The organism is Corynebacterium kozikiae (assembly GCF_024580965.1).
GTDB lineage: Bacteria > Actinomycetota > Actinomycetes > Mycobacteriales > Mycobacteriaceae > Corynebacterium > Corynebacterium kozikiae.
The window spans coordinates 19497-44351 of sequence record NZ_JANIKJ010000003.1 but is presented as its reverse complement, the minus strand read 5'-3'; the positions used below and the strand labels follow the sequence as shown (position 1 = coordinate 44351).

At 60.9% G+C, this 24855-nt stretch carries 23 protein-coding genes and 1 pseudogene; 3 read left to right on the top strand and 21 right to left on the bottom strand.

The genetic code is table 11. The features are described 5' to 3' along the window. Nucleotides 1-68: 68 nt before the first annotated feature. The 10 genes from coaBC to pyrR form a co-directional block, all read right to left on the bottom strand. Nucleotides 69-1325, bottom strand: a complete 1257-nt coding sequence (gene coaBC / locus NQ018_RS03315; protein ID WP_257038756.1) for a bifunctional phosphopantothenoylcysteine decarboxylase/phosphopantothenate--cysteine ligase CoaBC — start codon at nt 1323-1325, stop codon at nt 69-71. A gap of 131 nt (nt 1326-1456) precedes the next feature. Further along, nucleotides 1457-1735: a DNA-directed RNA polymerase subunit omega gene (rpoZ, locus tag NQ018_RS03310; RefSeq protein ID WP_257038755.1), complete on the bottom strand. Its 279-nt coding sequence runs from the start codon at nt 1733-1735 to the stop codon at nt 1457-1459. Between the two features lie 67 nt (nt 1736-1802). After that, on the bottom strand, nt 1803-2381 hold the full coding sequence (gene gmk, locus NQ018_RS03305) for a guanylate kinase (protein WP_257038753.1): 579 nt from the start codon (nt 2379-2381) through the stop codon (nt 1803-1805). Nucleotides 2382-2384: 3 nt separating this feature from the next. Next, the gene (gene mihF / locus NQ018_RS03300; protein ID WP_257038752.1) at nt 2385-2708 is read right to left on the bottom strand and encodes an integration host factor, actinobacterial type; all 324 of its coding nucleotides are present in this window, start codon (nt 2706-2708) and stop codon (nt 2385-2387) included. Between the two features lie 572 nt (nt 2709-3280). Further along, on the bottom strand, nt 3281-4132 hold the full coding sequence (gene pyrF / locus NQ018_RS03295) for an orotidine-5'-phosphate decarboxylase (protein WP_257058405.1): 852 nt from the start codon (nt 4130-4132) through the stop codon (nt 3281-3283). Nucleotides 4133-4137: 5 nt separating this feature from the next. Beyond that, nucleotides 4138-7491 carry a carbamoyl-phosphate synthase large subunit gene (gene carB, locus NQ018_RS03290; protein WP_257058403.1) on the bottom strand — a complete coding sequence of 1118 codons (3354 nt, stop codon included), beginning with the start codon at nt 7489-7491 and terminating at the stop codon, nt 4138-4140. 26 nt (nt 7492-7517) lie between these two features. Then, complete coding sequence (gene carA / locus NQ018_RS03285) at nt 7518-8687, bottom strand: glutamine-hydrolyzing carbamoyl-phosphate synthase small subunit (RefSeq protein ID WP_373566886.1); 1170 nt, start codon at nt 8685-8687, stop codon at nt 7518-7520. Nucleotides 8688-8726: 39 nt separating this feature from the next. Beyond that, the gene (locus tag NQ018_RS03280; protein WP_257058397.1) at nt 8727-10124 is read right to left on the bottom strand and encodes a dihydroorotase; all 1398 of its coding nucleotides are present in this window, start codon (nt 10122-10124) and stop codon (nt 8727-8729) included. A 28-nt stretch (nt 10125-10152) separates the two neighbouring features. Beyond that, nucleotides 10153-11094 carry an aspartate carbamoyltransferase catalytic subunit gene (locus tag NQ018_RS03275; RefSeq protein ID WP_257058395.1) on the bottom strand — a complete coding sequence of 314 codons (942 nt, stop codon included), beginning with the start codon at nt 11092-11094 and terminating at the stop codon, nt 10153-10155. A 3-nt stretch (nt 11095-11097) separates the two neighbouring features. Continuing rightward, on the bottom strand, nt 11098-11688 hold the full coding sequence (pyrR, locus tag NQ018_RS03270) for a bifunctional pyr operon transcriptional regulator/uracil phosphoribosyltransferase PyrR (protein ID WP_257038746.1): 591 nt from the start codon (nt 11686-11688) through the stop codon (nt 11098-11100). Between the two features lie 414 nt (nt 11689-12102). Between pyrR and NQ018_RS03265 the strand changes: the two genes are divergently transcribed. From NQ018_RS03265 to NQ018_RS03255, 3 genes are read left to right on the top strand one after another with little or no spacing between them, the layout of a single operon-like run. Further along, nucleotides 12103-13584, top strand: a complete 1482-nt coding sequence (locus NQ018_RS03265) for a TIGR01777 family oxidoreductase (RefSeq protein WP_257058393.1) — start codon at nt 12103-12105, stop codon at nt 13582-13584. A 12-nt stretch (nt 13585-13596) separates the two neighbouring features. Beyond that, nucleotides 13597-14124 carry a YbjN domain-containing protein gene (locus tag NQ018_RS03260; protein WP_257058392.1) on the top strand — a complete coding sequence of 176 codons (528 nt, stop codon included), beginning with the start codon at nt 13597-13599 and terminating at the stop codon, nt 14122-14124. Then, nucleotides 14121-14555 (top strand): hypothetical protein, encoded by a 435-nt coding sequence (locus NQ018_RS03255; RefSeq protein WP_257058390.1) that lies wholly within the window; start codon nt 14121-14123, stop codon nt 14553-14555. The genes NQ018_RS03260 and NQ018_RS03255 overlap by 4 nt, the downstream gene beginning before the upstream one ends. 273 nt (nt 14556-14828) lie before the next feature. On the opposite strand, the pseudogene nusB reads toward NQ018_RS03255, so the two are convergent. From nusB to ruvX, 11 genes and pseudogenes are all read right to left on the bottom strand, one after another. After that, a pseudogene (gene nusB / locus NQ018_RS03250) lies at nt 14829-15356 on the bottom strand (transcription antitermination factor NusB); the annotation flags it as partial. A 149-nt stretch (nt 15357-15505) separates the two neighbouring features. Next, entirely contained in the window at nt 15506-16069 is a 564-nt protein-coding gene (gene efp, locus NQ018_RS03245; RefSeq protein ID WP_257038741.1) for an elongation factor P, read from the bottom strand. Between the two features lie 169 nt (nt 16070-16238). Continuing rightward, nucleotides 16239-17333, bottom strand: coding sequence for an aminopeptidase P family protein (locus tag NQ018_RS03240; protein WP_257058388.1), 1095 nt, complete (start codon nt 17331-17333; stop codon nt 16239-16241). Nucleotides 17334-17586: 253 nt separating this feature from the next. Beyond that, nucleotides 17587-18051: a type II 3-dehydroquinate dehydratase gene (gene aroQ, locus NQ018_RS03235; protein ID WP_257038739.1), complete on the bottom strand. Its 465-nt coding sequence runs from the start codon at nt 18049-18051 to the stop codon at nt 17587-17589. After that, complete coding sequence (aroB, locus tag NQ018_RS03230) at nt 18032-19123, bottom strand: 3-dehydroquinate synthase (RefSeq protein ID WP_257058385.1); 1092 nt, start codon at nt 19121-19123, stop codon at nt 18032-18034. Before aroB ends, aroQ begins: the two co-directional genes overlap by 20 nt. 60 nt (nt 19124-19183) lie before the next feature. Beyond that, nucleotides 19184-19750 (bottom strand): shikimate kinase, encoded by a 567-nt coding sequence (locus NQ018_RS03225; RefSeq protein ID WP_373566888.1) that lies wholly within the window; start codon nt 19748-19750, stop codon nt 19184-19186. Nucleotides 19751-20047: 297 nt separating this feature from the next. Then, entirely contained in the window at nt 20048-21277 is a 1230-nt protein-coding gene (gene aroC, locus NQ018_RS03220; protein WP_257058383.1) for a chorismate synthase, read from the bottom strand. Nucleotides 21278-21305: 28 nt separating this feature from the next. Then, a complete protein-coding gene (locus NQ018_RS03215; protein WP_257058380.1) occupies nt 21306-21734 on the bottom strand; it encodes a prepilin peptidase in 429 nt (142 codons plus the stop codon). Nucleotides 21735-21871: 137 nt separating this feature from the next. Further along, entirely contained in the window at nt 21872-22714 is an 843-nt protein-coding gene (locus NQ018_RS03210; protein WP_257058377.1) for a shikimate dehydrogenase, read from the bottom strand. Between the two features lie 62 nt (nt 22715-22776). After that, nucleotides 22777-23925, bottom strand: a complete 1149-nt coding sequence (gene mltG, locus NQ018_RS03205; protein ID WP_257058362.1) for an endolytic transglycosylase MltG — start codon at nt 23923-23925, stop codon at nt 22777-22779. Between the two features lie 294 nt (nt 23926-24219). Continuing rightward, nucleotides 24220-24810, bottom strand: coding sequence for a Holliday junction resolvase RuvX (gene ruvX / locus NQ018_RS03200; RefSeq protein ID WP_257058359.1), 591 nt, complete (start codon nt 24808-24810; stop codon nt 24220-24222). Nucleotides 24811-24855: the final 45 nt, after the last annotated feature.

Below are 24855 nucleotides of genomic sequence, written 5' to 3'. Positions count from 1 at the left end.
TCTTCTGCGCTCACAGCCATTTCCTTTGCTTGGTGGTTCAATCTCCAAGCAAATATAGACCAAGCTGTCTAATTTGGCAACGTAGCTGGATTCACGGTGTCCAGTAGCTCCCGGGTTCGATCGAGGATCGCCGAGGCCACCTCGAACTTACTGCCGTCAGGCACCTCCATCACTGCCCCATCCTTTTGCAGGAGGTAGCCGCGGTTGCGGTCCTGGCCAAACACTTTGCCTTCCGAGACCTCATTGAGCATCAGCAGATCACAGCCCTTCTTGGCCAACTTCGCGTGCGCAAAATCCAGCGCGCTGTGCTGCTCATCGCCTGTTTCTGCGGCAAACCCCACGATCACGGGGCGCGGATCCATCTGCGCAGCCGCCTCCACGGCGCCGCGCAAGATGTCCGGGTTTTCCATAAGGGAAAGCGCCATCAGGTTGGCGTCGTCAGTGCCCTTCTTGAGCTTGGACCCAGCCTCGGTTGTGGGGCGGAAATCCGCTACCGCCGCCGCCATGATGAGAACATCGTGGTGGGAAAGCTCTTCCTGAACCGCCTGCTGCATCTCCCGAGCGGTGTGTACTCGCTGTACTTTGGCGCCCACTGGAGTGTCCAGCGCGTCGGTGTGCGCGGCGATGAGCGTGACCTGGGCGCCGCGGTGTGCGGCTACCTCGGCGAGCGCAAACCCCTGCCTGCCTGAGGAGTGGTTGCCCAGGAAGCGCACCGGGTCAAGCGGTTCCTGCGTGCCGCCTGCGGTGATGAGCACTTTCCGGCCCTCGAGGTCGCGCGGAAGCTTCCGCAGGGCGTGAAGCGTATTCGCCATGTCCACGATCTGCTGCGGCTCGGCGAGCCTGCCTGGGCCGGTGTCCGTACCGGTGAGCCTGCCATGGGCGGGTTCCAGGACGGTCATGCCGAAGCTGCGCAGGCGCTCCACATTTGCCTGGGTAGCGGCATGCTCCCACATTTCGGTATGCATTGCGGGGGCAAACACCACCGGGCAGGTGGCAACGAGCAGGGTTGCACAGAGGAGGTCATCCGCACGGCCGCCGGCTGCCCGCGCCATAAGGTCTGCGGTTGCGGGGGCGATCACTACAAGGTCAGCCTCCTTGCCCACCCGGACGTGGCGCACCTCATCTACCGCATCAAACACGGTGGTGGACACGGGGTTGCCGGAAAGCGCCTCAAAGGTAGCCTTACCCACGAACCGCAGGGCAGACTCAGTGGGCACCACGATCACGTTGTCCCCAGACTCCTTGAACAGGCGGATGATATGGCACGCCTTGTAAGCTGCGATTCCGCCGCCTACGCCTACCACCACTTTGCGTTGTTGCTGCACAGGGCTGGACCTTTCAGTTTGATGGGTGCGGTTTTGCGTCTTTGGGACCGGAGAACCGAGGTACCGGAAATGCCAGGACCCCCATAACCATACTGGGTTATGGGGGCGTCATGGGTGCTCGGAAGGTTGAATTAGCCCTCTTCGTGGTCGAGCAAACCGGCTTCAATCTCTCGCAATGCGATGGAAAGTGGCTTCTCCTGAGACTCTGGGGTTACCAGCGGTCCGATGAACTCAAACACGCCTTCACCAGCCTGCTGGTAGAAGCTGTTGATCTGGCGCGCACGCTTCGCCGCGAAAATCACCAAGGCGTACTTGGAGGATACGCGCTTGAGCAGCTCATCGATCGGTGGTGCGGTGATACCAACTGGGGTATCAAAAACGCCATCATTGTTCTCGGTCACGTTGCTCACAGTAGTTACTGCCACCTTCTTGTTTCACACATTCTTCAGGCCCGATAGCCCGTATAAAGCTACCATCTTAGGCCATGTTGCCGAGGAGAATCGAGGCGATCTCCGCTACGGCATCATCCACATCATGGTTGACCACAATATGGCCAAACTCATGTTGGTGATCCAACTCGTACTTGGCGGTTTCCAAGCGGCGAGTAATCACCTCTTCAGTTTCCGTACCGCGCCCGGTGAGGCGCTCCACCAAGGTATCCCAGGATGGGGGCGCGAGGAAGACCAGGTGGGCGTCGGGTTGTTGCTGTGCAACGCTGCGAGCACCTGCCAGGTCCACCTCAAGAAGTACGGGGCGCCCTTCCTCCATTGCCTGGCGCACCGGGCCCGCTGGGGTGCCGGAGCGTTGGAGGCCACCGTGGATGTCTGCCCATTCCAGCATCTCCCCACGGTCAATCTTGGCTTGGAACTCCTCTGGGGTTACAAAGAAATAGTCCCGCCCCTCTACTTCACCTGGGCGCGGGGCCCGGGTGGTCATGGAGACTGAAAAGTAAAGGTTTGGAACCTCTTCGCGCAGGCGACGAACTACGGTGGACTTACCCACTCCGGCGGGACCGGAGAGCACTACCAAATGGCCGTTGTTCTGTTCGCCTTGCACTGATTAGTCCTCGAGGAAGCCGAAGCGCTCAAGCAGGGCACGACGCTGACGGTCACCAAGGCCACGCAGACGGCGGGTCTGAGCGATCTCCAGCTCGTCCATGATCTCCTTAGCCTTCACCTTGCCAACCTTTGGCAGGGACTCCAGAAGCGCAGAAACCTTGGTCTTGCCAATGATTTCGTCAGAAGAGGCCTTGTCCAGGACCTCCTTCAGGGTAACGTCGCCGCGCTTGAGCTGCTCCTTGAGCTCTGCACGAGCCTTGCGTGCCTCTGCTGCCTTTGCGAGGGCTTCCTTGCGCTGCTCGTCAGTCAACTGTGGAAGGGCCACGGGTTCCTCCGATTCGAAAAAAATTCACATGTACGTTTGTTCATTCCTCCAGCACATTGCTGAAGGTGCTTGGTGATCATATCCCACCTTTGGGCACAGCCCGGCTAAACGGCCGCAGTGTTGCCTCGGCGAGTTACAACTCCCATCCAGCCAACCTCACAATCGTTGAGATCATTGAGATCTCGCACCACCTTAGCCGCTTTTGCCAACCACTCAAACTGTTTGCACAGTGATAATGAAAGCTGCAGCGATGCAGTGTTGGGAGCGCGAGCTTCCGAGCTCGCCACCAGGCAAACCTGAGGGCAAAGCCTGATGAAATCTCAGCGATGTAACGTTGTTGCCGCCCTAGTGTAACACCAAAGTATAAAACCGTAGGTAATCGGCCTTTTTGAAACACAAAACCGCAGGTGAGCTACTTGCCCACCCGCGGTTCACACTACGGCCCTGACCTGCTACTTTACCGTAGCGTTACCTTAAGCCTTCTCCTCACAGCGCCCTGTTTTGCAGCACTAGGTCGCGCACATCGATCTGGCACTCTCGCTGGACCTGCTCAACAACAGCACGCTGGGTGCTTAGTTTCCCAACTCTTCAGCCACCGCCAGCGCAGCCTGACGCAAGGCCGCCACATCGGGACCGGCGGCAAGCACGGCTCGCGACACGTTGGCAAAGGAGAGCTCCTCTACGCCTGCGGTGATTCGAGCCACATCTTCAGGGCCAGCGCCCTGCGCTCCGACCCCGGGGAGCAGCACGGGGCCTTGCAGTGCAGACAGCTCCGGCGGCTTCGCCAGAGTCGCCCCCACCACTACGCCAATGTTGCCCACCCGGCTCCCTGCAGCAACCTGGGCGGCGTTCCGCTGCGCCGCGGCATCCACCATTTGCTGGCTAATGCTTACACCCTGGGGGTTGCGCTGGTCCTGAAGCTCACGTGCCTCTGGGTTGGAGGTCGCGGCGAGTACAAACAGGCCCTTGCCATGCTCCTCGGCCAACTCAATGGCCGGCGCCAAAGACCCAAACCCGAGGTACGGGGACACCGTCACGGCATCACATTCCAAAGGTGAACCCGGCTCAAGCCAAGCCTGGGCATAGCCAGCCATGGTGGAGCCGATGTCACCACGTTTGGCGTCGGCAAGCACCAGCGTGCCGGCCTCGCGCAGGGCCGCGATGCACTCTTCTAGCACCTCGTACCCCTGAGAACCGAATGCCTCGAAGAAGGCCACCTGGGGCTTGACCAGCGCAACGTGCCCAGCAAAAGCCTCCACGCACGCCTGGGAGAAGGTGCGCAAGCCGGAAATATCTGCCTGCAAACCCCAGGCCTCAAGCAGGCCGCGGTGAGGGTCAATCCCTACGCAGAGCCTGCCGTGGGCCTTGCCCGCGGCTAGGAGCTGCTCACCAAATCCACTGTGAACACTGTGCTGTCGCTCCATCTGGATTAAGCCTTCGCACCAGTAGAGGGAGCGTGTTCAAGCTCTTGCAGCGCCAGAACGCCGAGCTCACCCGCCTGCAGCGCCTCAATGCCCTGTACGGCTGCGGTGACGCCCTGCACGGTGGTGATCAGCGGTACGCCCACGTTCACGGCTGCGGCACGGATCTCGTAGCCGTCGTGGCGCGCACCAGAAGAACCCGCAGGGGTGTTGAGAATCAGGTCCACTTCACCATCGCGGATCAGCTCCACGATGGAGCGATCGTTCGCATCTGGGCCGGCCTCGGAGCGCTTCAACACCGTTTCACAAGGCACACCGTTGCGGCGCAGCATCCCGGCGGTGCCGGCAGTGGCCAGAATGCGGAAGCCCAGGGAGGCCAGGCGCTGAATTGGGAAGATCAGGGTGCGCTTGTCCCGGTTTGCCACGGACACAAACACGGTGCCTTCGGTGGGCAGCTTGCCAAACGCGCCTTCCTCGGCCTTCGCGTAGGCTGCGCCGAAGTTATCGGCCAAGCCCATCACCTCACCGGTGGACTTCATCTCCGGGCTGAGCAGGGTGTCCAGCATGGTGCCGTCTGGGCGGCGGAAGCGGTTAAACGGAAGCACTGCCTCCTTCACGGCGATTGGGGCGTCCAATGGCAGCGAGCCTCCGTCGTAGTCGGAAGGGATCATGCCTTCTGCCTTGAGCTCGGCAATCGTGGAGCCAGTCATGATGCGAGAGGCTGCCTTGGCCAGGTGCACGCCGGTTGCCTTGGACACAAACGGCACGGTGCGCGATGCGCGGGGGTTGGCCTCGATCACGTAGAGGATGTCATCCTTCAGCGCGAACTGCACGTTCATGAGACCGCGCACGCCAATGCCGTGTGCCAGCGCCTCTGTGGAACGACGCACCTTCTCGATGTCCTCGTAGCCCAAGGTCATTGGCGGCAGGGCGCAGGAGGAGTCACCGGAGTGGATACCTGCCTCCTCGATGTGCTCCATCACGCCGGCCAGGTACACCTCCTCGCCGTCACAGAGCGCGTCAACATCGATCTCAATCGCGGAGTCCAGGAAGCGGTCCACCAGCACCGGGTGGTCGGTGGTGATTTCCGTGGCACGGTTGATGTAATCCTTGAGGGCCTCTTCCTCGTAGACGATTTCCATGCCGCGGCCGCCCAGCACATAGGAAGGCCGCACCAGCACTGGGTAGCCGATGGACTGAGCCACGCTCTTGGCTTCCTCGAAGGAGGTTGCGGTACCGAAAGCCGGCGCTGGGAGCTCTGCCTTGCGCAGCACTTCACCGAACTCGCCGCGGTCCTCAGCCAGGTCAATGGCCTCTGGGCTGGTGCCGATCACTGGCACGCCGGCGTCACGCAGACGCTCTGCCAACCCGAGCGGAGTCTGGCCGCCAAGCTGCACAATCACGCCCGCAACGGTGCCGGACTGACTCTCGGCGTGGTAGACCTCCATCACATCTTCAAAGGTCAAAGGCTCAAAATAGAGGCGATCTGCGGTGTCGTAGTCCGTAGAAACAGTCTCCGGGTTGCAGTTCACCATCACCGTTTCATAGCCCACGCGGGACAGCTCAAGCGCCGCGTGCACACAGGAGTAGTCAAACTCGATGCCTTGACCAATGCGGTTCGGGCCGGAACCCAAGATGATGATCTTTTCCTTATCCTTCTGCTCGCGCACCTCGGACTCAGCGGCAGGATCCAGCTCGTATGCTGAGTAGTGATACGGAGTGGTGGCCTCAAACTCGGCCGCACAGGTATCCACGGTCTTGAACACCGGACGGATACCCAGGGACCAGCGCAAACGACGCACGCCGTCCTCACCTGCGAACTCTGGGCGCAGCGCGGCGATCTGCTTGTCCGAGAGGCCAAAGAACTTCGCGCGGCGCAGCAGCTCCTCATCCAGCACAGGAGCTTCCACAAGCTCAGCGCGGAATTCGACGAGCGCCTGCAGCTCCGCAAGGAACCAAGGATCGATGCCGGAGGCTTCAAAGACTTCGTCTACCGACGCGCCCAGGCGCAGCGCGAGCTCGGCGTCATACATGCGCCCCGAGGTAGGCCGCTTGAGATCCTCCAACACGGCAGCCACGTCACGGGCGCGCTCGCCGGCAAAGAATTCATCGCTGGTGGTCCAGAACCCGGCCTGCTTCTCCTCCAGGGAGCGCATGACCTTGTTGAGGGCTGCGATGTAGTTGCGGCCCAGGCTCATGGCCTCACCCACGGACTTCATGGTGGTGGTCAGGGTGTCGTCGGCACCGGGGAACTTCTCAAAGGCAAAGCGTGGTGCCTTGACCACAACGTAGTCCAGGGTGGGCTCGAAGGCCGCGGGGGTCACGCCTGTGATGTCATTGGTGATCTCATCAAGGGTGTATCCGATGGCCAGCTTGGCGGCGATCTTCGCAATTGGGAAGCCGGTAGCCTTGGACGCCAGCGCCGAGGAACGGGAAACGCGGGGGTTCATCTCAATGGTGATGATGCGCCCGTCGTTTGGGTTGATGGCGAACTGGATGTTGCAGCCGCCGGTGTCCACGCCAACCTCGCGGATGATGGCGATACCCAGGGAACGCAGCTTCTGGTATTCACGGTCGGTGAGCGTCATGGAAGGTGCCACCGTCACGGAGTCACCGGTGTGCACGCCAAGGGCATCTACGTTTTCGATGGAGCAGATCACCACAACGTTGTCTGCGCCGTCACGCATGAGCTCGAGCTCAAATTCTTTCCAGCCCAGGATGGACTCTTCAATGAGCACGTTGGCCTCAGGCGAGGCGGCGAGGCCACCGCCTGCAATGCGGTCCAGATCCTCACGGGTGTATGCAAGTCCCGAGCCCAAGCCACCCATGGTGAAGGAGGGGCGCACCACCACTGGCAGGCCGAGTTCCTCAACGGTCTCATAGACCTCTTCCATGTTGTGGCACACGCGCGAGCGGGCGGATTCGCCGCCGACCTTTGCCACGATGTCCTTGAACTTTTGGCGGTCCTCGCCACGCTCAATTGCATCGATATCTGCACCGATGAGCTCCACGCCGTACTTTTCCAGCGATCCCCTGCGGTCCAGCGCAATTGCCGCGTTGAGCGCGGTTTGGCCACCAAGGGTTGCCAGCACCGCGTCAATCGGGTGGCCCTGGGCGATTTCGCGCTCGAAAATCTTTTCAATGTATTCCGGCTGGATTGGTTCCACATATGTGTGGTCTGCGAACTCTGGGTCCGTCATGATGGTTGCCGGGTTGGAGTTGATGAGGGTGACTCTCAGGCCCTCCTCTTTGAGTACGCGGCACGCCTGGGTGCCGGAGTAGTCAAACTCACAGGCCTGCCCGATTACGATCGGGCCGGAGCCGATCACCAGGACGTGCTTGAGGTCATTGCGCTTTGGCATGAATAGGTTTCCTTTCCTGGTGGGGGTTATTTGGCACGGGATTCGAGCAGCTCAAAGAACTGATCGAACAGCGGGTTGGCGTCGTGCGGGCCGGCGGCGGCTTCGGGGTGGTACTGCACTGAGAAGGCCGAGCCATCCAACAGGGCCACACCCTCCACGGTGCCGTCGTTCAGGCATGTGTGGGTGACTTGCGCGTCGCCGAACGGGGTGCTGAACACCTTGCCTGCCTCGCCTTCCAGGGCAAAGCCGTGGTTTTGGGAGGTGATGTCGATCTTTCCGGTGACGTGGTTGAGCACAGGCACGTTGATGCCTCGGTGGCCGAACTTCAGCTTGTAGGTCTTCAGCCCAAACGCGCGGCCCAGAATCTGGTTGCCAAAGCAGATGCCGAACAGTGGGATGCCGGCGCGGATAATATCGCCGACGATACCAACCATGATGTCCGCCGTGGCAGGGTCACCAGGGCCGTTGGAGATGAACACGCCGTCCGGGTTGTATTGGGTGATCTGCTCGTACGGGGTGTTCGCTGGAACCACCACGGTGCGGATGCCGCGCTGCGCAAAGTTGCGTGGTGTGTTGGTCTTAATGCCCATGTCATAGGCCACCACGGTGAAACGCTGCTCCCCCTCTGCCTCCACCACGTAGGGCTCCGGGGTGCTCACCTGCTCAGCGAGATCCAGGCCTTCCATTATCGGCTGCTGCTTGACCAGTTGTACCAACTCTTCAACTGGCGCGCTTGCCTGTTCACCGGAGAAGATGCCCGCTGAGACGGAGCCGAAGTTCCGCAGGTGGCGCACGATTGCGCGGGTATCCACACCGGCGATGCCCACGATGCCCTGGGCAATCATCTCAGCTTCCAGCGTGCGCTCAGCGCGCCAGTTGGATACGCGGTTTGCCAGGTCACGGATCACCAAACCGGCAACCCAGATCTTTGCGCCGTGGGACTCGTTGTCCTCATCGTTCCAGCCGGTGTTGCCAATCTGCGGGGCGGTAGCCACCACGATCTGGCGGTGGTAGGAGGGGTCCGTCATGGTCTCTTGGTAGCCGGTCATGGCTGTGGTGAACACCGCTTCACCATAGGTGGTGCCGGTGGCACCAAAGCTTTGGCCGTAAAAGGCGCGGCCGTCGGCAAGCACGAGCACTGCCTTGGTGGGGGTTGGGGTTGCTGTGGAATCTGCGAGCAAGGTCTTGCCTTTCAAAAAAGATTTCAGATCAATCTGTGCAATAGCGTCTTGGGTTTATGCGTTGCGTGGTGCGCTGGGCACTCCATCGCGGCAGGTCACATGCCCGCGGAGGATGGTGGTTGCCACCTTGGTGGAAAACTCCATCCCCTCATACGGGGTGTTTTGGGCCTTGGAGGCCATCTGCTCACCGTGAGCAGTCCACGGGGAATCAGTTTCCACCAGCACCAGGTTGGCGGGCTCCCCTACTGCAATCGGGCGGCCGTGGCCTGGGAGCTTCAAGATTTCCGCGGGGCGCTCAGACATCACCTTGGCCACAAAGCGCCAATCGGCCAGCCCGGATTCCACGAAGATCTTGGCCACGATTGGCAGGGATGTTTCAAGGCCGAGCATGCCGGGCTTGGCGTGTTCGAACTCGCAACACTTATCTTCAGAGCCATGCGGCGCGTGGTCGGTGGCGATGACGTCGATAATGCCCTCCAACAACGCCTCGCGCAGCGCTACCGTGTCTCGCTCTTCGCGCAACGGCGGATTCACGCGGTTCACGCCGTCGTAGGTTTCCAGGCGCTCGTCGGTGAGCAGGAGGTGGTGTGGGGTCACTTCCGCGGTGATGGGGATATTTTGGCTCTTTGCCCATTTGAGGAGCTCAACGGTGCCTTCGGTGGAGGCGTGGCAGATGTGGACGCGGTTGCCGTAGTCGCGGGCCAAAATGGCGTCACGGGCCACCACGGATTCTTCGGCAACCCGGGGCCAGCCACGCAAACCCAGCTTGGCTGCAGTTTCACCTTCGTGGGCAACCGCGCCTTCGGTGAGCCGTGGGTCCTCGCAGTGCTGCGCCAACAGCACATCCAGCCCCTTGGCGTACTCCACGGCGCGGCGCATGAGAAGCGGGTTGTCTACGCATTTGCCGTCGTCGGAGAACATACGCACCTTGGCCTCAGAGCGAGCCATCATGCCGAACTCGGTGAGCTGCTCGCCTTGAAGTCCCTTGGTTATGGAACCCACGGGGTGCACGTCGCACAGGCCCACCTGCTGCCCCTTGAACCAGACCGACTCCGCGATCACCGGTTGATCCATCACCGGCTGGGTATTTGCCATGGTAAACACCGCGGTGAAGCCACCCTTCGCCGCAGCAGCGGAACCAGTGGCAATTGTTTCGGTGTCCTCGCGGCCGGGCTCGCGCAGGTGGACGTGCATGTCCACCAGGCCTGGGAGCAGCACAGCCCCCTTGCCGTCGATCACTTCCACGCCTTCTGTGTCAGACTCAACGCCGGAACCGGCTGCAGCATCAGCGCCAATCGCCGCAATGCTGCCCTCTTCGATGAGCACATTCACCGGCTCCCCCTCGCCATAAGGGCGCACGTTGGTGAGCAGCAACCGGCCTTGCGCAGGAGCCGCCAGCGTGCCAGTGGGTGGGAACTCGGTGTGCTTTTGTTGATCTGCTTGATCGTTCATTCTTTTCTCCTTACAACACCCTGGTTCCCTAGAACCCCGGGGACTCCGTACCAGCAATGAGGGTGAACAGCACCGCCATGCGCGCGTGCACACCGTTATTGACCTGCTGCAACACGGCAGATGCAGGTAGATCCGCAACGGCGTAGTTGATTTCCATGCCGCGCAGCATCGGCCCTGGGTGCATGATCACCGTGTGTTCCTGCAGCCGCGCCGCGCGGTCCTTGGAAAGCCCGTAGAGCGTTGCGTATTCGCGGTGGGAAGGGAAGAACCCGCCGTGCATGCGCTCTTGCTGTACGCGCAGCATCATCACAACGTCGGCATCGGAAATCTCAGCGTCCATGTCCACATTCGTGCGCACAGGCCAGTGCTCAACGCCGGTAGGCAACAGCGTTGGCGGCGCCACGAGCACCACCTCTGCGCCCAAGGTGGAAAGCAGGTCAACGTTGGATCGCACCACGCGGGAGTGCAGGCAATCACCGACGATCACCACTTTGCGCCCATCCAAATCCCCCAAGCGCTGGCGCATGGTGACTGCATCGAGCAGTGCCTGCGTGGGGTGTTGGTGGGAGCCATCGCCCGCGTTGATCACGCTTGGGCCATTGCCGCCTGGGGCAACCCACTGCGCAAGTTGCTGCGCCGCACCGGAGGAAGAGTGGCGCATGATGATCGCATCCGCGCCAATGGCGGAAAGGGTAAGGCCGGTATCTTTGAGCGACTCGCCCTTCTTTACCGAGGAAGAAGACGCCGAAATGTTGATCACGTCCGCGCTCATCCACTTTCCGGCAGTCTCAAAAGAGGAGCGAGTACGAGTGGAGTTCTCATAGAACAGGGTGAAGATGGTGCGCCCGCGCAGTGTGGGCAGCTTCTTCACCTCCCGGTCCAACAAGGCCTCGCGGAATCTATCGGCCTCATCCATCAGGCCAAGAATTTCATCGCGGGAAAGATCCGCGATGGAAAGCAGGTGCTTCATCTTTTAGGCTCCAGTTTCTTCTTGCCGCGCGGCCTTGGGGCGGGTGAGCAGTACGGCGTCGCGCCCGTCGATAGGCTCTAGCAGCACTTTCACCCCTTCCCCTGCTGCGGTGGGCAGATTTTTGCCAACGTAGTCTGCGCGGATGGGCAGCTCGCGGTGACCGCGATCCACCAGGACCGCAAGCTGAACGACGCCCGCCCGCCCGATGTCACGCAGCGCGTCAAGTGCGGCGCGGATGGTGCGGCCGGAATAGAGGACGTCATCCACCAGCACCACTGTTGCCCCCTCAATGCCGCCGGTGGGGATGCGGGTGGGTTGGAGTGCACGGTGTGGGTTCGAGCGCAGGTCGTCTCGGTACAAGGTCACATCAAGGGATCCGACGGGAACCGTCACCCCTGTGAACTCCTCAATCCGGGTGGCCAAGCTCTCTGCGAGTGGCACGCCGCCGGAGGGAATACCGAGCAACATCACCTTTGACGCCTGGGGTGAATCAAGCGCCGTCTTTTCAATAATCTGGTGCGCGATGCGTGCGATAGTGCGCGAGACTTCTTGGCTGCTGAGCAGCTCGACCGTCTCGTTTCCTACTGAACTCATCGTGACCTCCTTTCCCGCCTCTCTGTGCGGCCCTTAAAGGATGCCCAATGGACTCAATTGTGTGTTCAGCTCCCAGCATGGAAATCAGCGCGGAATCAAGCGTGAAAGCCAGCGGAAGCCATTGGCTCAAATATTACAACTTCGCAACCATTTTGACTAGCAGCGCACACCCCCTCCGCGCACCCAATGTGGTGGCGGGAAAAGTTTCTCCGCAAAACTTCTGTAGGCTGTTGCAAGAATCCTCGCGAGCTCTCCCCCGCTGAGCCAAACGCCTTCGGGAGGCGCCGTACCGCAACACCCAAGAACACTTTGTGAGCTGCGGACTTGGTGGCGTCGTTCGTGCTTGAGGCTGTGCACATGCTCGTGGGGCTGCTTCCGAGTGATGCTTTGACCCGAGTAGCGAAAGGCTGGCCCATGGCATTTCATGCAGCGCATATCATCCCCGCGCCGCTGGACTTGGTGTGGGATTGGCACACCAGGCCGGGTGCAGTCGCGCGCCTCTCCCCAAGCTTTCTGCCCATGACTCCGGTTGCTCAGGCGGAGTCGCTGGCGCGCGGCACCACCACTTTTGCGCTGCCGGCGGGGCTGACTTGGCAGGCGAAGCACGACCTCTCCGGCTACATTCCGGGCCGCCAATTCACCGACGTCTGCGTGACCGCTCCCGTGCGAGCACTCGCGAACTGGCGCCATGTCCACTCCTTCGCGCCGGTCACCGGGGCAGTTCCGGGTCTGGATGCCGGCACGGCGGAAGCTACCGTTATCACCGACGAGGTGTTCACCCGCGTCCCCGGCCAAAGCCTGGTGTCATTGTTTGCCTACCGCCAGCACCAGCTCCTCGGCGACATACAGCGCATACTCAGCCTCCAGCCGCTGCTCAACTCCCCTACGGATGCCGCATCCGAAGGCGACAACGGCAAGATTCGCACTGTGGCCATGACCGGCTCCCGCGGGCTCGTTGGACGCGCGCTCACCGCACAACTGCAGACCCTCGGCATCACCGTGGTGCAGCTCGTGCGCTCCAAACCCAAAGACCAGCAACGCCTCTGGAATCCTGAGTCCCCTCACCCCGAGCTTCTTCAGGGGGTTGATGCACTCATTCACTTGGCCGGGGAGCCCATTTTTGGGCGCTTTCACGACGCCCACAAGGCCGCAATCAGGGACTCGCGCACGGGGCCAACCGCTGCTTTGGCAAGACTCGCTGCGGAGACCAAAGAATGCAAGGTGATGATCAGTGCCTCGGCGATCGGTTGGTACGGTCACGACCGTGGCGACGAGATCCTCCAGGAATCTTCCGGCAACGGCGAAGGCTTTTTGGCGCAGGTGGTCAAAGAGTGGGAGGCGGCAACCCAGGCAGCCACAGATGGCGGTGTGCGCACAGCCCAAATCCGTACCGGCGTGGTGCTGAGCGGCCGGGGCGGTCTCCTTCCGGTGTATAAAGGCCTGTTCAACGTGGGCTTGGGAGGTTCGTTTGCGAAGCGCAGCCCATGGCTTTCTTGGATCAGCATTGATGACCTCACGGACATCTACGTCCAGGCGCTGCTTGATCCCGCGCTTTCGGGGCCGATCAATGCGGTGGCGCCGAATCCGGTGAGCAATACGGATTTTGCTACAGCATTGGGTAAGGTGCTCAAGCGGCCGTCGATTATTCCCCTCCCCTCCATCGCTCCGAAGCTCATTCTGGGTGCCCAGGGCGCCGACGAACTCGCCTTTGCCAATCAGCGCGTACAACCACAGGTGTTGAAGATGCATGGTTTCCAGTTCCGCCACAGCACCATCAACCAGGCGCTTGCCCACGAACTTGGCGGCGAGGAACTGCTGCCCGACCCCACGAAGGCTGAACAACCCGAGGAGACAATGAGCGGGCACGATCAGGCGCTGGATGAAGCGCTGGATTAAGGTTGAGTCACTATGGATTTCATGCGAAACCTCAAAGAGGTGATCCCCGCATCTCTCGACACGGTTGCAGAGGTGCTGGATGAAGAAATGCTCATCTACCAGCGCACCACCAGCGAAGGTTTGGAAGTCCTCGTGGTGGAATTTGAAAGCCACACCGTCACCTTTGCGATGGACGAAGGCACGCTGATGGCTAATGCGTATTGGCGTGGCACTCCCACGTGGGAAGACCACGTCACGGTCATGATCCACGTCAACGACTGGAACGCAACCATGATGTATCCAAAAATGTCCTACGTTGAGCAGGCCTCGCTTTTCCCGGACTCCCCAGAAAGTGAGGCGGTTGCCAACAACCTGAAGATTTCCGTCTCCCGCTGGCTCGATGTCCGCGCCGGATTGAGTTTTATGCAAGCGGGTGCATTTGTAGTGACCAGTATTGATTCCTTTGTACGCAGCATGAACTGGTTGGACGAGCAATTCCCGGAGCTCGTGCAGTGGGAAAGCGGCGACGCCACTGGGCGGCAGGAAGGCGGCGAGCAATGAGCACGAATGAAGTTTTCCATGTCACAATGGAGCGCCTCCTGGCCGAACACGCCGAATATGACATGACCTTGACGCAGATCAACGAGCACCGGGCTGCCTTCCGTATTGGCCCCGTGGTGGGTGATTTCTTGGTGTTTCCCTCAACCATTGTGGTGCGCGCTGACCACCCAACCACCCGGTCCCCTGAGCTTCCCTTCCCCGAGGCGATGGTGGTGGCCAACGAACTCAACCTAGAAGCACCACTCACCAGGGCATCCGTGGTGTACTCAGGTCCCACGGTGGTGTTGCGGGTGGAATCTGAGTTCATGGTTGCCGCCGGTATGACCAAAGAGCAGCTCTCCAACCATGTGAAGCGCAGCGTGGAAGCCCTCCTGCACACCCTGAAACAGTTTGCCAGGCGCACGCAGCCCCCGACTACGCTGCCAAGGTAGTTTGCCCTAGGAGTTTCAGGGAATTTGAGATATGCCGAAAGGCGGGATCGCTTGCAATCCCGCCTTTCCCAGCAATACTTCCCTGCTGGTGTTTCAGCTCGTCAGCCCGCTCGCTTAGTGAGCCTACTCAGTGGCTTCTGGTTCCGCAGTTTCCGCTACTACATCCGGTTGCTCTTCCCGTTCATCTACCGGGTTGTCGAGGTGACTTTCGGCCTCGCCGGAGACTGGGTCCGTGTGATCGTCACCGTGATCGTCGTCGTGATCGATCTCGATCTCGGCATCGGCATCCAATTCAGCATCCACTTCGGCAGCCTGATGAACCTCTTCCTCTGCCTCGGTGGCCAGGAATGAGACGCCGGCGCGGGCGTCGTCGATCTTTTGCACCACTGAGTCCAGCAGCGCGTGGATGTATGCCGGGGCGTCGTCCGTGGAGTACTCGCTGGAGATTTCCACTGCCTCCACCATGGCCGTGACCACGGGAACTTCCTCGTTGAACAGCAACTCCCACACCGCAACGCGCAGAACAGCGCGGTCCACCGCAGAGATTCGGCTCAGCGTCCAGTCCTCGGCGAGATGCGCCGCGATAACCTCATCGATGCGGTCCAACTCCTCGGCTGCCCCTGCCACGATCTGCTTGGTGTAGGGGTTTACCGGGGCAACTCCGTTGGTGTCATTGTAGGAAAGCATGACGCGATCTTCCACAATTGCTACCGGGTCGATGTCGCGGGCCTCTGCCTCAAAGAGGATGTCCACTGCGCGGCGCCGCGCGCGGTAGCGCGAACCGTGGCGCTTGAAACCCACCCGCGGCCGAGGCTGAGCTTGGCTGCGCTGGCGCGCTGCCTCTACTTCTGCCTCTGGCGTTTCCACCGCCTCTGGAATACTCGGAGACTCTGGCTTGCCTGCCGCGTCGGGATCTTGCGATTGAGACTGCCTGTGTTCAGAAGGTTCCATTAGTTGTTTACTCGGGAGAGGTAGGAGCCGTCACGGGTGTCTACCTTGACCACGTTGCCGGTCTCGATGAACAACGGCACCTGGATCTCTGCGCCGGTTTCCAGGGTGGCTGGCTTGGTGCCGCCGGTGGAGCGGTCGCCCTGCAGGCCCGGATCGGTGTGCTCAACGCGCAGGTCAAGGGAGATTGGCAGCTCAGCGAACAGTGGCTCGCCCTCGTGGAAGGAAACCTGGATGGTGGTGTTTTCCAGCAGGAAGCGGGCGCCATCGCCGATGATGTGTGGTGCGAGCTCGATCTGCTCGTAGTCCTTTTCGTCCATGACGATGTAGGAGGTGCCGTCGTTGTAGAGGTAGGTCATGTCGCGGCGGTCAACGGTTGCGGTTTCCACTTTGACGCCTGCGTTGAAGGTCTTGTCCGTCACCTTGCCGGAAACAACGTCCTTCAGCTTGGTACGCACGAAGGCCGGGCCCTTGCCTGGCTTAACGTGCTGGAACTCCACGATCTGCTGGAGCTTGTTGTCGATCTTCAGCACAAGGCCGTTCTTGAAATCTGCGGTAGTTGCCACGAAAGGTTCCTTACGGTGGATCAGGGGAGATCTTTTGATCTTGAGTTATGAAAAAACTGTGCAATGCAAATGGGGCGGAAGGCGAGTTGTTCGCCCACTCACGCCCCAAGAACATCACACAGCATACATGAGCAGCGCGGTTGTTTCTAGCAAAGCCATGCCTTTGGGTCTAGAGCACCTGGAGCTCCTTGGGCAGGCCGCGAGTCAAGTTCTTTGGCACACCCTCGGTGATCACCAAAGTGTCCTCAATGCGCACGCCACCTTTGCCCGGCACATAGATGCCCGGCTCAATGGTGAGGGTCATGCCAGGCGCAAGCACTCCGGTGCCAGTAGTTGCAGCGTAGGGTGCCTCGTGGAGATCCAGCCCCACACCATGCCCCGTCGAGTGGACAAAGTACTCACCGTACCCCGCCGCGGTGATCACGTCCCTGCAAGCCTTGTCGACGTCGGCAAGCGCCGCACCGGGCACCGCTGCTTCCACACCCTGAAGCTGGGCCTCAAGGACCACCTGGTAGATCTCTTTGGCAAAGTCGCTGGCCTCGCCGATCACAAAGGTGCGGGTGGTGTCTGAGTTGAAGCCACGGTCATGCGCGCCGAAGTCGATGGTGACTAAGTCGCCGTGCTCGATAATGCGGTCAGAGGCGCCGTGGTGTGGTTTGGCGGAGTTCGGTCCGGAGGCAACGATGGTGTCAAAGCTCGGGCGTTCGGCGCCCTTCATGCGCATCCGGTATTCCAAATCTGCCGCAACCTGCTTTTCGCTGATTCCTGCGCGAAGGCCGCCTTCCGCAATGAGTTCTGCCAGGGAAGAGTTCGCCAGATCTGCAACCAAGCCCAGGCGTTCCAGCTCAAGTGGGTCCTTTGTAAGGCGGATTTCCTCAATCACCCCGGAAATAGGGACCAAGGCGATCTCCTCCCCCGCGGCTTCCTTGAGCTGCTCCAAGGCGGAGACGGAAACGAAGTCCGCCTCAAAGCCTACGCGGCGTGGGCCTTCCACCTGCTTGAGCAAGCTCAAGCCTGGATTGCGGCCCTCCACCATCTCGATGTCTGGCACTTCCTCCGCGATTTGGGTGAAGTAGCGGCCATCAGTGGAGATCTTTGCTGAGAGATCCTTGTTCACCAGCACCGCACCATTGGAGCCTGAGAAACCAGAAAGGTAACGCACGTGGATAAGGTGAGTCACCAGCATGGTGTCCACGCGCTGGCTAGCCAACTTCGCGGCCAGCGCGCGGCGGCGGTTGCTAAAGCGGGTATCGGAAAGCGCCATGGTGAATGCCTTTCAAAATCACGTCAATTTCACGCGCGCACGGGGGGTTGCCCCTTTGGCGCTGGTAGTAATGCTCCCAACGGTGCGCGCAATTACACAACTGCGCACATCTTTGGATGCTGCAGGCGCGTATGCGCCTTGGGAAAGTGTATCGCAGCCGCGAACGCAAGCAGGAGAAGTGCGGCATGCCTTACCCCCTCCTGGTCGGACGTCTGCCGGCGCGGTGGTTCAGGTTACACCCGACAAGGGGCCTTTAGGAGGGATCCACCAGCGCTTCTAAAGCCAGAACGTAGCCTTTCACGCCCAGGCCCGCGATGACGCCACGGGCGATTGGGGAAAGGTAGCTGTGAGCTCGGAAAGGCTCCCTGGCGTGCACGTTGGAAATGTGCACCTCAATGAAGCCTGGCCCGTCCGCTACTTCCGCCAGCGCATCGCGCAACGCCACCGAGGTATGGGTCAATCCCCCGGGGTTGATAATTACCGGCCAAGAGTTGTCTGCGGCCTCATGCACCCAGTCGATTAATTCGCCTTCATGGTTGGACTGCTTGCAAATCACCTCAACGCCAACACCACGCCCATGTTCTTTGAGCACCTCTTCAACATCGGCCAAGGTGGTGGCGCCGTAGATTTCCGGTTGCCGCTTGCCCAGGCGATTCAAGTTGGGGCCGTTGAGCACCAACACGGTACTGATGTTGGAACTAGCTGCTGATTGCGGCATACGCTGCCTCCAATTCCTCGGTGGTGGGCCCTGTGATCCTGGTGGTCTGGCCTACCTCGGTGATCGCCACAAAACGGATGTTGCCGCCGCGGTTCTTCTTATCCACCGTCATGGCCTTGTAGAGTTCCTCAAAGTGCCCTGCGGCGTAGCGGGTAGGCAGGCCAACGGAAGCAAGAATCCTCTCGTGGCGTTGCAGCAGTTCCTCGGTGATCATGCCGCGTTTGTGCGCGAGGTTGGCCACAAACATCATGCCCACGGCCACGGCGCTACCGTGGCGCCAGGTGTAGTTTTCCCGCAGCTCAATGGCATGGCCGAAGGTGTGCCCATAGTTCAGGATCTCGCGGAGGCTGGATTCTTTGAGGTCCTGGCCTACCACGTTTGCCTTCACGGCAACGGAACGTGAGATGAGCTCCGGCAGGAAGCCTTGAGGGTCCAAAGCCTTATCTGGGTCCTGCTCGAACAGCTCCAAGATCACCGGGTCTGCAATGAACCCGGTCTTGATGATCTCAGCGGAACCGGCAACCAGCTCATCGTGTGGCAATGTGGCCAGGAGGTCCAGGTCAATAAACACTGCCGCGGGCTCATGGAACGCGCCTACCAGGTTTTTGCCTGCCTTGGTGTTGATGCCAGTCTTCCCACCCACCGCAGCATCCACCATTGCCAGCAACGTGGTAGGGACCTGCACCACCTTGATGCCGCGCATCCATGAGGCGGCCACAAAGCCAGCCAGGTCCGTCGCAGCCCCACCGCCGAGACCAATGATGAGGTCGCCCCGGCTAAACGCCTGCTCGCCCAGCACGTCCCAGCACCGCCCAAGGACGTCGAGGGTTTTGCCAAACTCCGCGTCCGGCACCTCAATCGGGGTCACCTTGAGGCCCTGCGCCTCTAACGCGGCGGTGAGCCGCTGTGAGTAGTCACGCAGGGTTGGTTGGCGCACCAAGCCCACCTGCTGAGCACCGGTGGATGCCGCGAACTGGGCAATCGCCTCAATGTTGCCGTGGCCAATATGCACCTCGTAGGGCGCCTGGCCTTTGACTGCAATCGTGGAGGCAAATGCTGGTGACGTGCTCACAGTGGCTTCCTTTACTTTGTTTGTTATGGTTTCGCGCGCAGCGATTGCACACAGCCAACACTATTCCGAGGACTCCAAGAAGCCCAGGATATCCGCTACGACTTGCTGGGGACTGCGGCCGTCGGTACGTGCCCTGTAATCCGCGACCTCCCGATACAGCGGCGCGCGAGTGTTGATGAGCTGGGTGTAGTGCGCAACGGGGTCCTCTGCGTGGAGCACAGGGCGCGTGGACTCCCCGGCGGTGCGGCGTGCGCCTTCCTCAGCGGAAACATCCACCCACACCACAAGGTGTTCCGCCAGCAGCTCACGGGTGGAATCGGTGATCACGGCGCCGCCACCGAGACTCACTACCGCGCGTTCTTGCAGTGCCGACGCCACGTGCTCGGCCTCAAGCTCGCGAAACGCTGGCTCACCGAGTTCAGTGAACACCTCGCCGCAGGATTTACCCGTGGCCTGCTCAATGAGATGATCGGAATCCACCAGGGGTGCGTTGAGTGCGCGCGCGAGCCTCCGGCCAATCGTGGACTTTCCGGCACCCGGCGGACCGACCAACACCACGATGGTCCGGCTGGAGGGTGCGGTGTGCTTTTCCTCGCGCTCAAAGGATTCATCGAGGGCCTCACACAGCACCTCGTTTGCGCGCGCCTGATCATCTGCAGCCAGGGCGTCTTGCTCCAGGTCCAGCGGTGCGGCCGGAATTTCATCCAACGAACGTTCGGTGGAAGGACTCAACGTCATAGGATTCCTTAGGGTCGTTGCACAGGTGCAGGCACTGTTTCGCGGCGTCGTCGCGATGCGTGCACCCTGAGCACTTTCTCAGCTTCGATCTAATCTAGTCCTTTTGGCGCCAGCAACCTAGCTTTTGCCAAAGTGACGCACCCTACCCAAGAGTGCCGTCCTAGGTAGTGGTGCCGCTTAAGCCGCTTAAGCCTCTTGCGCGTCCGCGTCCTGCTCAAAACGCAGACGCTGTGCGATTCGCTCCTGGTATGCGGCTATGTTGCGCTTGGTTTCCTCGAGCGAATCACCACCGAACTTCTGGAGCACCGCCCGGGCCAGCACTAATGCCACCATTGCCTCTGCCACAACGCCTGCGGCAGGCACCGCGCAGACGTCGGAACGCTGGTGGATGCCGGTGGCGGGTTTGCCAGTGACCATGTCTACGGTCTTGAGCGCGCGGGGAACGGTGGAGATGGGCTTCATGGCGGCGCGAACTCGCAGGGCCTCTCCGTTGGTCATGCCACCTTCCAGGCCGCCAGCGCGGTTGCTCAGGCGGTGAGTGCCATGCTCGTCGCGCACCATCTCGTCGTGCGCTTCGCTTCCGCGGCGGCGGGCTTCCTTGAAGCCGTCGCCAACCTCAACGCCCTTGATCGCCTGGATACCCATGAGGGCGGCGGCGAGCTGGGCATCCAGGCGGTCCTCACCGGATACATGCGAGCCAAGACCAATCGGCAGGCCCTCAACGATCACCTCTACCACGCCACCGAGGGTGTCGCCGGCCTTCTTTGCCGCTTCGATTTCAGCGATCATCTGCTGCTCAGAATCTTGGTTGAATGCGCGCACTGGGGAGGCGTCAATGGCTTCCAGATCCGCGAACGTTGGCTGCTCTCCTTCGTACTCGGGGGCGGCGCCGATGCTGATCACATGCGAGAACACCTCCACGCCCAAGGTTTCGCGTAAGAAGTTGCGCGCAACGGTCGCGGCAGCCACGCGCGCGGCTGTCTCCCTGGCGGAGGAACGCTCAAGGATTGGGCGGACCTCGTCCAAGTCATACTTGAGCATGCCGGCAAAATCAGCGTGCCCAGGCCGTGGGCGAGTGAGCTTGGCGCCGCGACCGGAGGTCATGGCTGCTGCCACTTCCTCATCGCTCAGGTCGATAGGGTCGGCGGACATGATGGTGGTCCACTTTGGCCACTCAGTATTGCCAATCATGATGGCGATCGGGCTTCCGAGGGTGAGCCCGTGGCGGATGCCGGAAAGCAAGGTCAGCTCGTCTTGCTCAAACTTCATTCGGGCACCGCGGCCGTAGCCAAGGCGGCGGCGAGCAAGTTGAAAAGAAATGTCCTCGCGGGTCACGGGGACGCCGGCGGGCATGTGTTCAATGAGGGCGACCAGTGCCTGGCCGTGGGATTCTCCAGCGGTAGTCCATCGAAGCATGCCCACGATTATGGCACGCCACGCGCAGTCAAAGGAAAACGAAACTCCCCGCACTACCCCAGTTCACAGCCGCAGCCAACGCAACCGCAGTCCCCAACACCATGGGTGGGCCGTGCGCCACCACCTGCCGCCTCGCCGCTACCAGCGCCAGCAACGTACTGACCTGCGACACAGCCATCGCCCCCAGCACCGGCAAGATCCCCCAAAACCCCAGCACAGCACCGAGAGTGACAGCTAACTTCACGTCCCCACCGCCGATCGCACCTTTCGCCCCAGGCAGCGCCCGCTGCGAAGCGTACAAACCACTCCACAGGGCAGCTCCACACAGTGCCGCAGGATATACGACGAGCCCAAGGCCCAACACAGCAGCCGCCGCGGGCAGCGTGAGGGCGTTCGGCAGCCGGTGTTCCCGCACATCCCACCAGCACAACGCACCGGCCCATCCCCAAAACAGCACAAGACACACCCCGAACCACACGATTGTTCGCCTCCCCCTCTGTAACCCGTCCCAACCGGTGTACTCAATTGTGCCGGGATTGCGGGAAGGCTGCCACCGCTCAGTGTTGCGGCAGGCTCGGCTCGGTTCGCCGCGGTTTATGTCAGCGATTGCTGCAGCGCCTCGAGCATTGCTTCCTTGGGCGCCGGGGTGCCGGTGATCGCCTCAAATTGGGTGAATGCCTGATGCGCCAGCATAATATGGCCTCCCACCGTGGGAAGGTTGCGTTCCTGAGCGCGCTGCACAAGCGGGGTTGGCCAGGGATCATAGATCACGTCAAACACTGGGGCCTGCGCGAGCTCGTCAAGAATGTGCGCGATACCTGCGGAGGGAACGGTAGACACCACCAAGAGAGAATCCTGGGCTGCACGGGAGACACCTTGGGGATCAGCAGCCGGCTGGTACTCCAATTGCGTGGCAGTTCCGGCCACGAGGTCTTTCAATTCCGCCAGGCGATCCGAACGGTTGATCACGCGAATGCTGGCAGCACCGAGTTGGGCAAGCGTCCACACCACGGTTCGGGCTGTGCCCCCGGAGCCTGTCACAGCTACTTGTGCCCCGCGAATAGCCGCCAAGGCATCGCCTTCAGCCTCGGGGAGGAGCTGCGCGAGCGCCCCGCGGACGCCGTCAACGTCGGTATTGTCCGCCGCCCACTCAGTGCCGTCTACCGAGCGAACCAGGGTGTTGGCCACGCCCAATGCAAGCGCCCGCTCACTGTGAGTATCCGCGGCGCGGAACGCCGCAAACTTGCAGGGCATGGTGACTGCGAAGCCAGCGTATTGCTCCCCTGCTTCAGCCAGAAACTCGGCAAAGGTTTCTTCGGTGACCTCGGCCCTTTCAAAGCTCCAGCCCTCAAGACCAGCGGCGCGGTAGCCGGCGTTGTGGAGCACTGGGGAAAGGGAATGCCCAATTGGGCTACCGAGGACTGCAGCTTTGGGCATTGAGGGCGCTCCTTCTGTGGCTCAGAGCTGTGGCTGAGAGCTGTGGGCTTTGGGCTGTGGGCTTAGCGGTTGGAATCCAAGATGCCGTTGTTCAGCGCATCCTGGGTTGCGGCCTGGTGCTCTTCAAAGGTGTTGGTGAACACGGTGGTGCCTTGGGCGTCGATTGTGACGAAGAACAGCCAGTCACCCTCAGCCGGATTCTCAATCGCCTCGATCGCCTCGATGGAAGGAGCAGCAATTGGCGTTGCTGGCAGTCCGTCCATGGCGTAGGTGTTCCACGGGGTGACGGTTGCTCGGTCCTCATCGGTGGTAGCCACTTCTTGGTCAGCCAGGCCGTAGTTCACAGTGGAGTCAAACTCCAGGCGCATCGGCACCGCCAAACGGTTAAGGATCACCCTGGCAACTCGGTTGAAGTCACCCGCCGGCGCTTCACGCTCCACCAAAGAGGCAGCAGTGAGCAGCTCATAAGGGCTCAGGCCCAGTGCTTGGGCACGTTCGACGATACCGGTATTGGTGTAAGCAGTAGCGGAACGAGTCACCAGATCCGTGAGCACCTCGGTGGCATCCGCACCAGGGTTCACCACGTACTGCCCGGGCACAATGAGACCTTCCAAGCGCTTCGGGTCATCGCCGCGTGCGAGCACCTGCTCGCGGGCCCACTCCGGCACGCCAAGATCTGCCGGATCGGTGGAAGCAGCAACGGACTGCAGTTGCTCCACAGTGATGCAATCACCAGGAGTCTCTTCACAGGAGACCTGGGAAATCAAGGAATAGATGCCCGGCGTGGTGCTGCCGCCCACAACGGTGACGTCCATGAGGGTGGCACCTCCTGGAATGTCCAGCATGGAAACCTGATTATCCGGGTTGAGTAGTGCACTCACCGCTGCCTCAGCACTCATTTCCTCCTGGAGTCGGTAGAAGCCTGGGGTCACGCTGGAGGCCTGCGGGTTGGAAAGCGCTGCGGTTTGGAAAGCGGCGTCAGAGGCAACCACGCCCAACTCCACCAGCTCAGGGCCCAGGGCGGAGATGGAGGAACCTTCTTGAATCTCCACCAGCTTTACTACCCCGTTGCCCTGGCCTTCAAAATCGGCAGGCCCACTGGAGCGATTCACACCGATATACACCACGGCTCCCACAACCAAAATGAGTGTAGTAATCAATACGGCAAGTCCGCGCTGGCGGCGCTTGACGTAGGTTGGTTCCATGCGCATGTAAGTTCCTGTCTTGTTAGTTCGCCCAGCACATGCCAGGAAGCGGTTGGCTGTGCTGCACAATGGTGTAGCTGTTCCACGCACTACAGAAGGCACGCAAGACAACAGAAGTTTCCATAAGCCTAAGGCAAACCGTGCAGAAGATCTGCAGGCGCGGGCGAAAACGGCCGAGGTTTTTCAATCAGCAGCAATCCTGCGCCAGGTGCTCGCTGAAACACGGCCATCAAAAGTCCCGGAAAATACCGGAAAGCAACGAAAAGCAACGGAAAGCACCGGAACGCTGCAATGCTCGTACTATTCCGGGCTATCGAGCCGTTCAGCTTGTTCGGCCTGTTCAGCCTCAAAAGCCAGGCGAGCGAGGGTGCGCGAGCGCCCGTCGAGCCACTGCTGCAAAATGTTCACCGCCGCGATCTGGTCCACTACCTTGCGGCCCTTCTTCTGGCTCAGGCCAGTGGCCTTCATCGTTTGGTGTGCCATGACGGTGGTGAGCCGCTCGTCGGCAAAGCGCACGGGTACTGCCGGCGAGCGTTGGGAAAGCTGCAGCTCTAGGCGCCGCGCGATGTCTTGAGCATGGCGGACGCTCGAGGAACCGGAACCGTCGAGGTTTCGGGGCAGCCCAACCACCACTTCTACGATCTGGTGCTCCCGGACCAGCTCGAGGATGCGCTGGATGTCACTGCCGTCCGGGTCTTGAAACTTGGTGGTGCGTTGCACCGTTTCCAATGGATTGGCAAGAACCGCGGCGCGATCCGAATATGCAACGCCGATGCGCACCGTACCCACGTCGAGCGCGAGCCTCCGGCCGGTTCCGGGGTCGTTTTCTCCCGGGGTGTCGGGGCGTATGTCGGACTGCTCGTGTTGGCTCTGTGGTGTGTGTTCTACCATGGTGTGCTCCAAAGGAAGGGAAACGAAGCGCCGAGCAGCACGCAT

What these genes read in the sequence shown, in the direction of transcription:
- pyrF (WP_257058405.1), bottom strand. Translation starts at nt 4,132, where the DNA reads ATGGAGCGACAGCACAGTGTTCACAGTGGATTTGGTGAGCAGCTCCTA.
- carB (WP_257058403.1), bottom strand. Translation starts at nt 7,491, where the DNA reads ATGCCAAAGCGCAATGACCTCAAGCACGTCCTGGTGATCGGCTCCGGC.
- NQ018_RS03280 (WP_257058397.1), bottom strand. Translation starts at nt 10,124, where the DNA reads ATGAACGATCAAGCAGATCAACAAAAGCACACCGAGTTCCCACCCACT.
- NQ018_RS03275 (WP_257058395.1), bottom strand. Translation starts at nt 11,094, where the DNA reads ATGAAGCACCTGCTTTCCATCGCGGATCTTTCCCGCGATGAAATTCTT.
- pyrR (WP_257038746.1), bottom strand. Translation starts at nt 11,688, where the DNA reads ATGAGTTCAGTAGGAAACGAGACGGTCGAGCTGCTCAGCAGCCAAGAA.
- NQ018_RS03265 (WP_257058393.1), top strand. Translation starts at nt 12,103, where the DNA reads ATGGCATTTCATGCAGCGCATATCATCCCCGCGCCGCTGGACTTGGTG.
- NQ018_RS03260 (WP_257058392.1), top strand. Translation starts at nt 13,597, where the DNA reads ATGGATTTCATGCGAAACCTCAAAGAGGTGATCCCCGCATCTCTCGAC.
- NQ018_RS03255 (WP_257058390.1), top strand. Translation starts at nt 14,121, where the DNA reads ATGAGCACGAATGAAGTTTTCCATGTCACAATGGAGCGCCTCCTGGCC.
- NQ018_RS03240 (WP_257058388.1), bottom strand. Translation starts at nt 17,333, where the DNA reads ATGGCGCTTTCCGATACCCGCTTTAGCAACCGCCGCCGCGCGCTGGCC.
- aroQ (WP_257038739.1), bottom strand. Translation starts at nt 18,051, where the DNA reads ATGCCGCAATCAGCAGCTAGTTCCAACATCAGTACCGTGTTGGTGCTC.
- aroC (WP_257058383.1), bottom strand. Translation starts at nt 21,277, where the DNA reads ATGCTTCGATGGACTACCGCTGGAGAATCCCACGGCCAGGCACTGGTC.
- NQ018_RS03210 (WP_257058377.1), bottom strand. Translation starts at nt 22,714, where the DNA reads ATGCCCAAAGCTGCAGTCCTCGGTAGCCCAATTGGGCATTCCCTTTCC.
- mltG (WP_257058362.1), bottom strand. Translation starts at nt 23,925, where the DNA reads ATGCGCATGGAACCAACCTACGTCAAGCGCCGCCAGCGCGGACTTGCC.
- ruvX (WP_257058359.1), bottom strand. Translation starts at nt 24,810, where the DNA reads ATGGTAGAACACACACCACAGAGCCAACACGAGCAGTCCGACATACGC.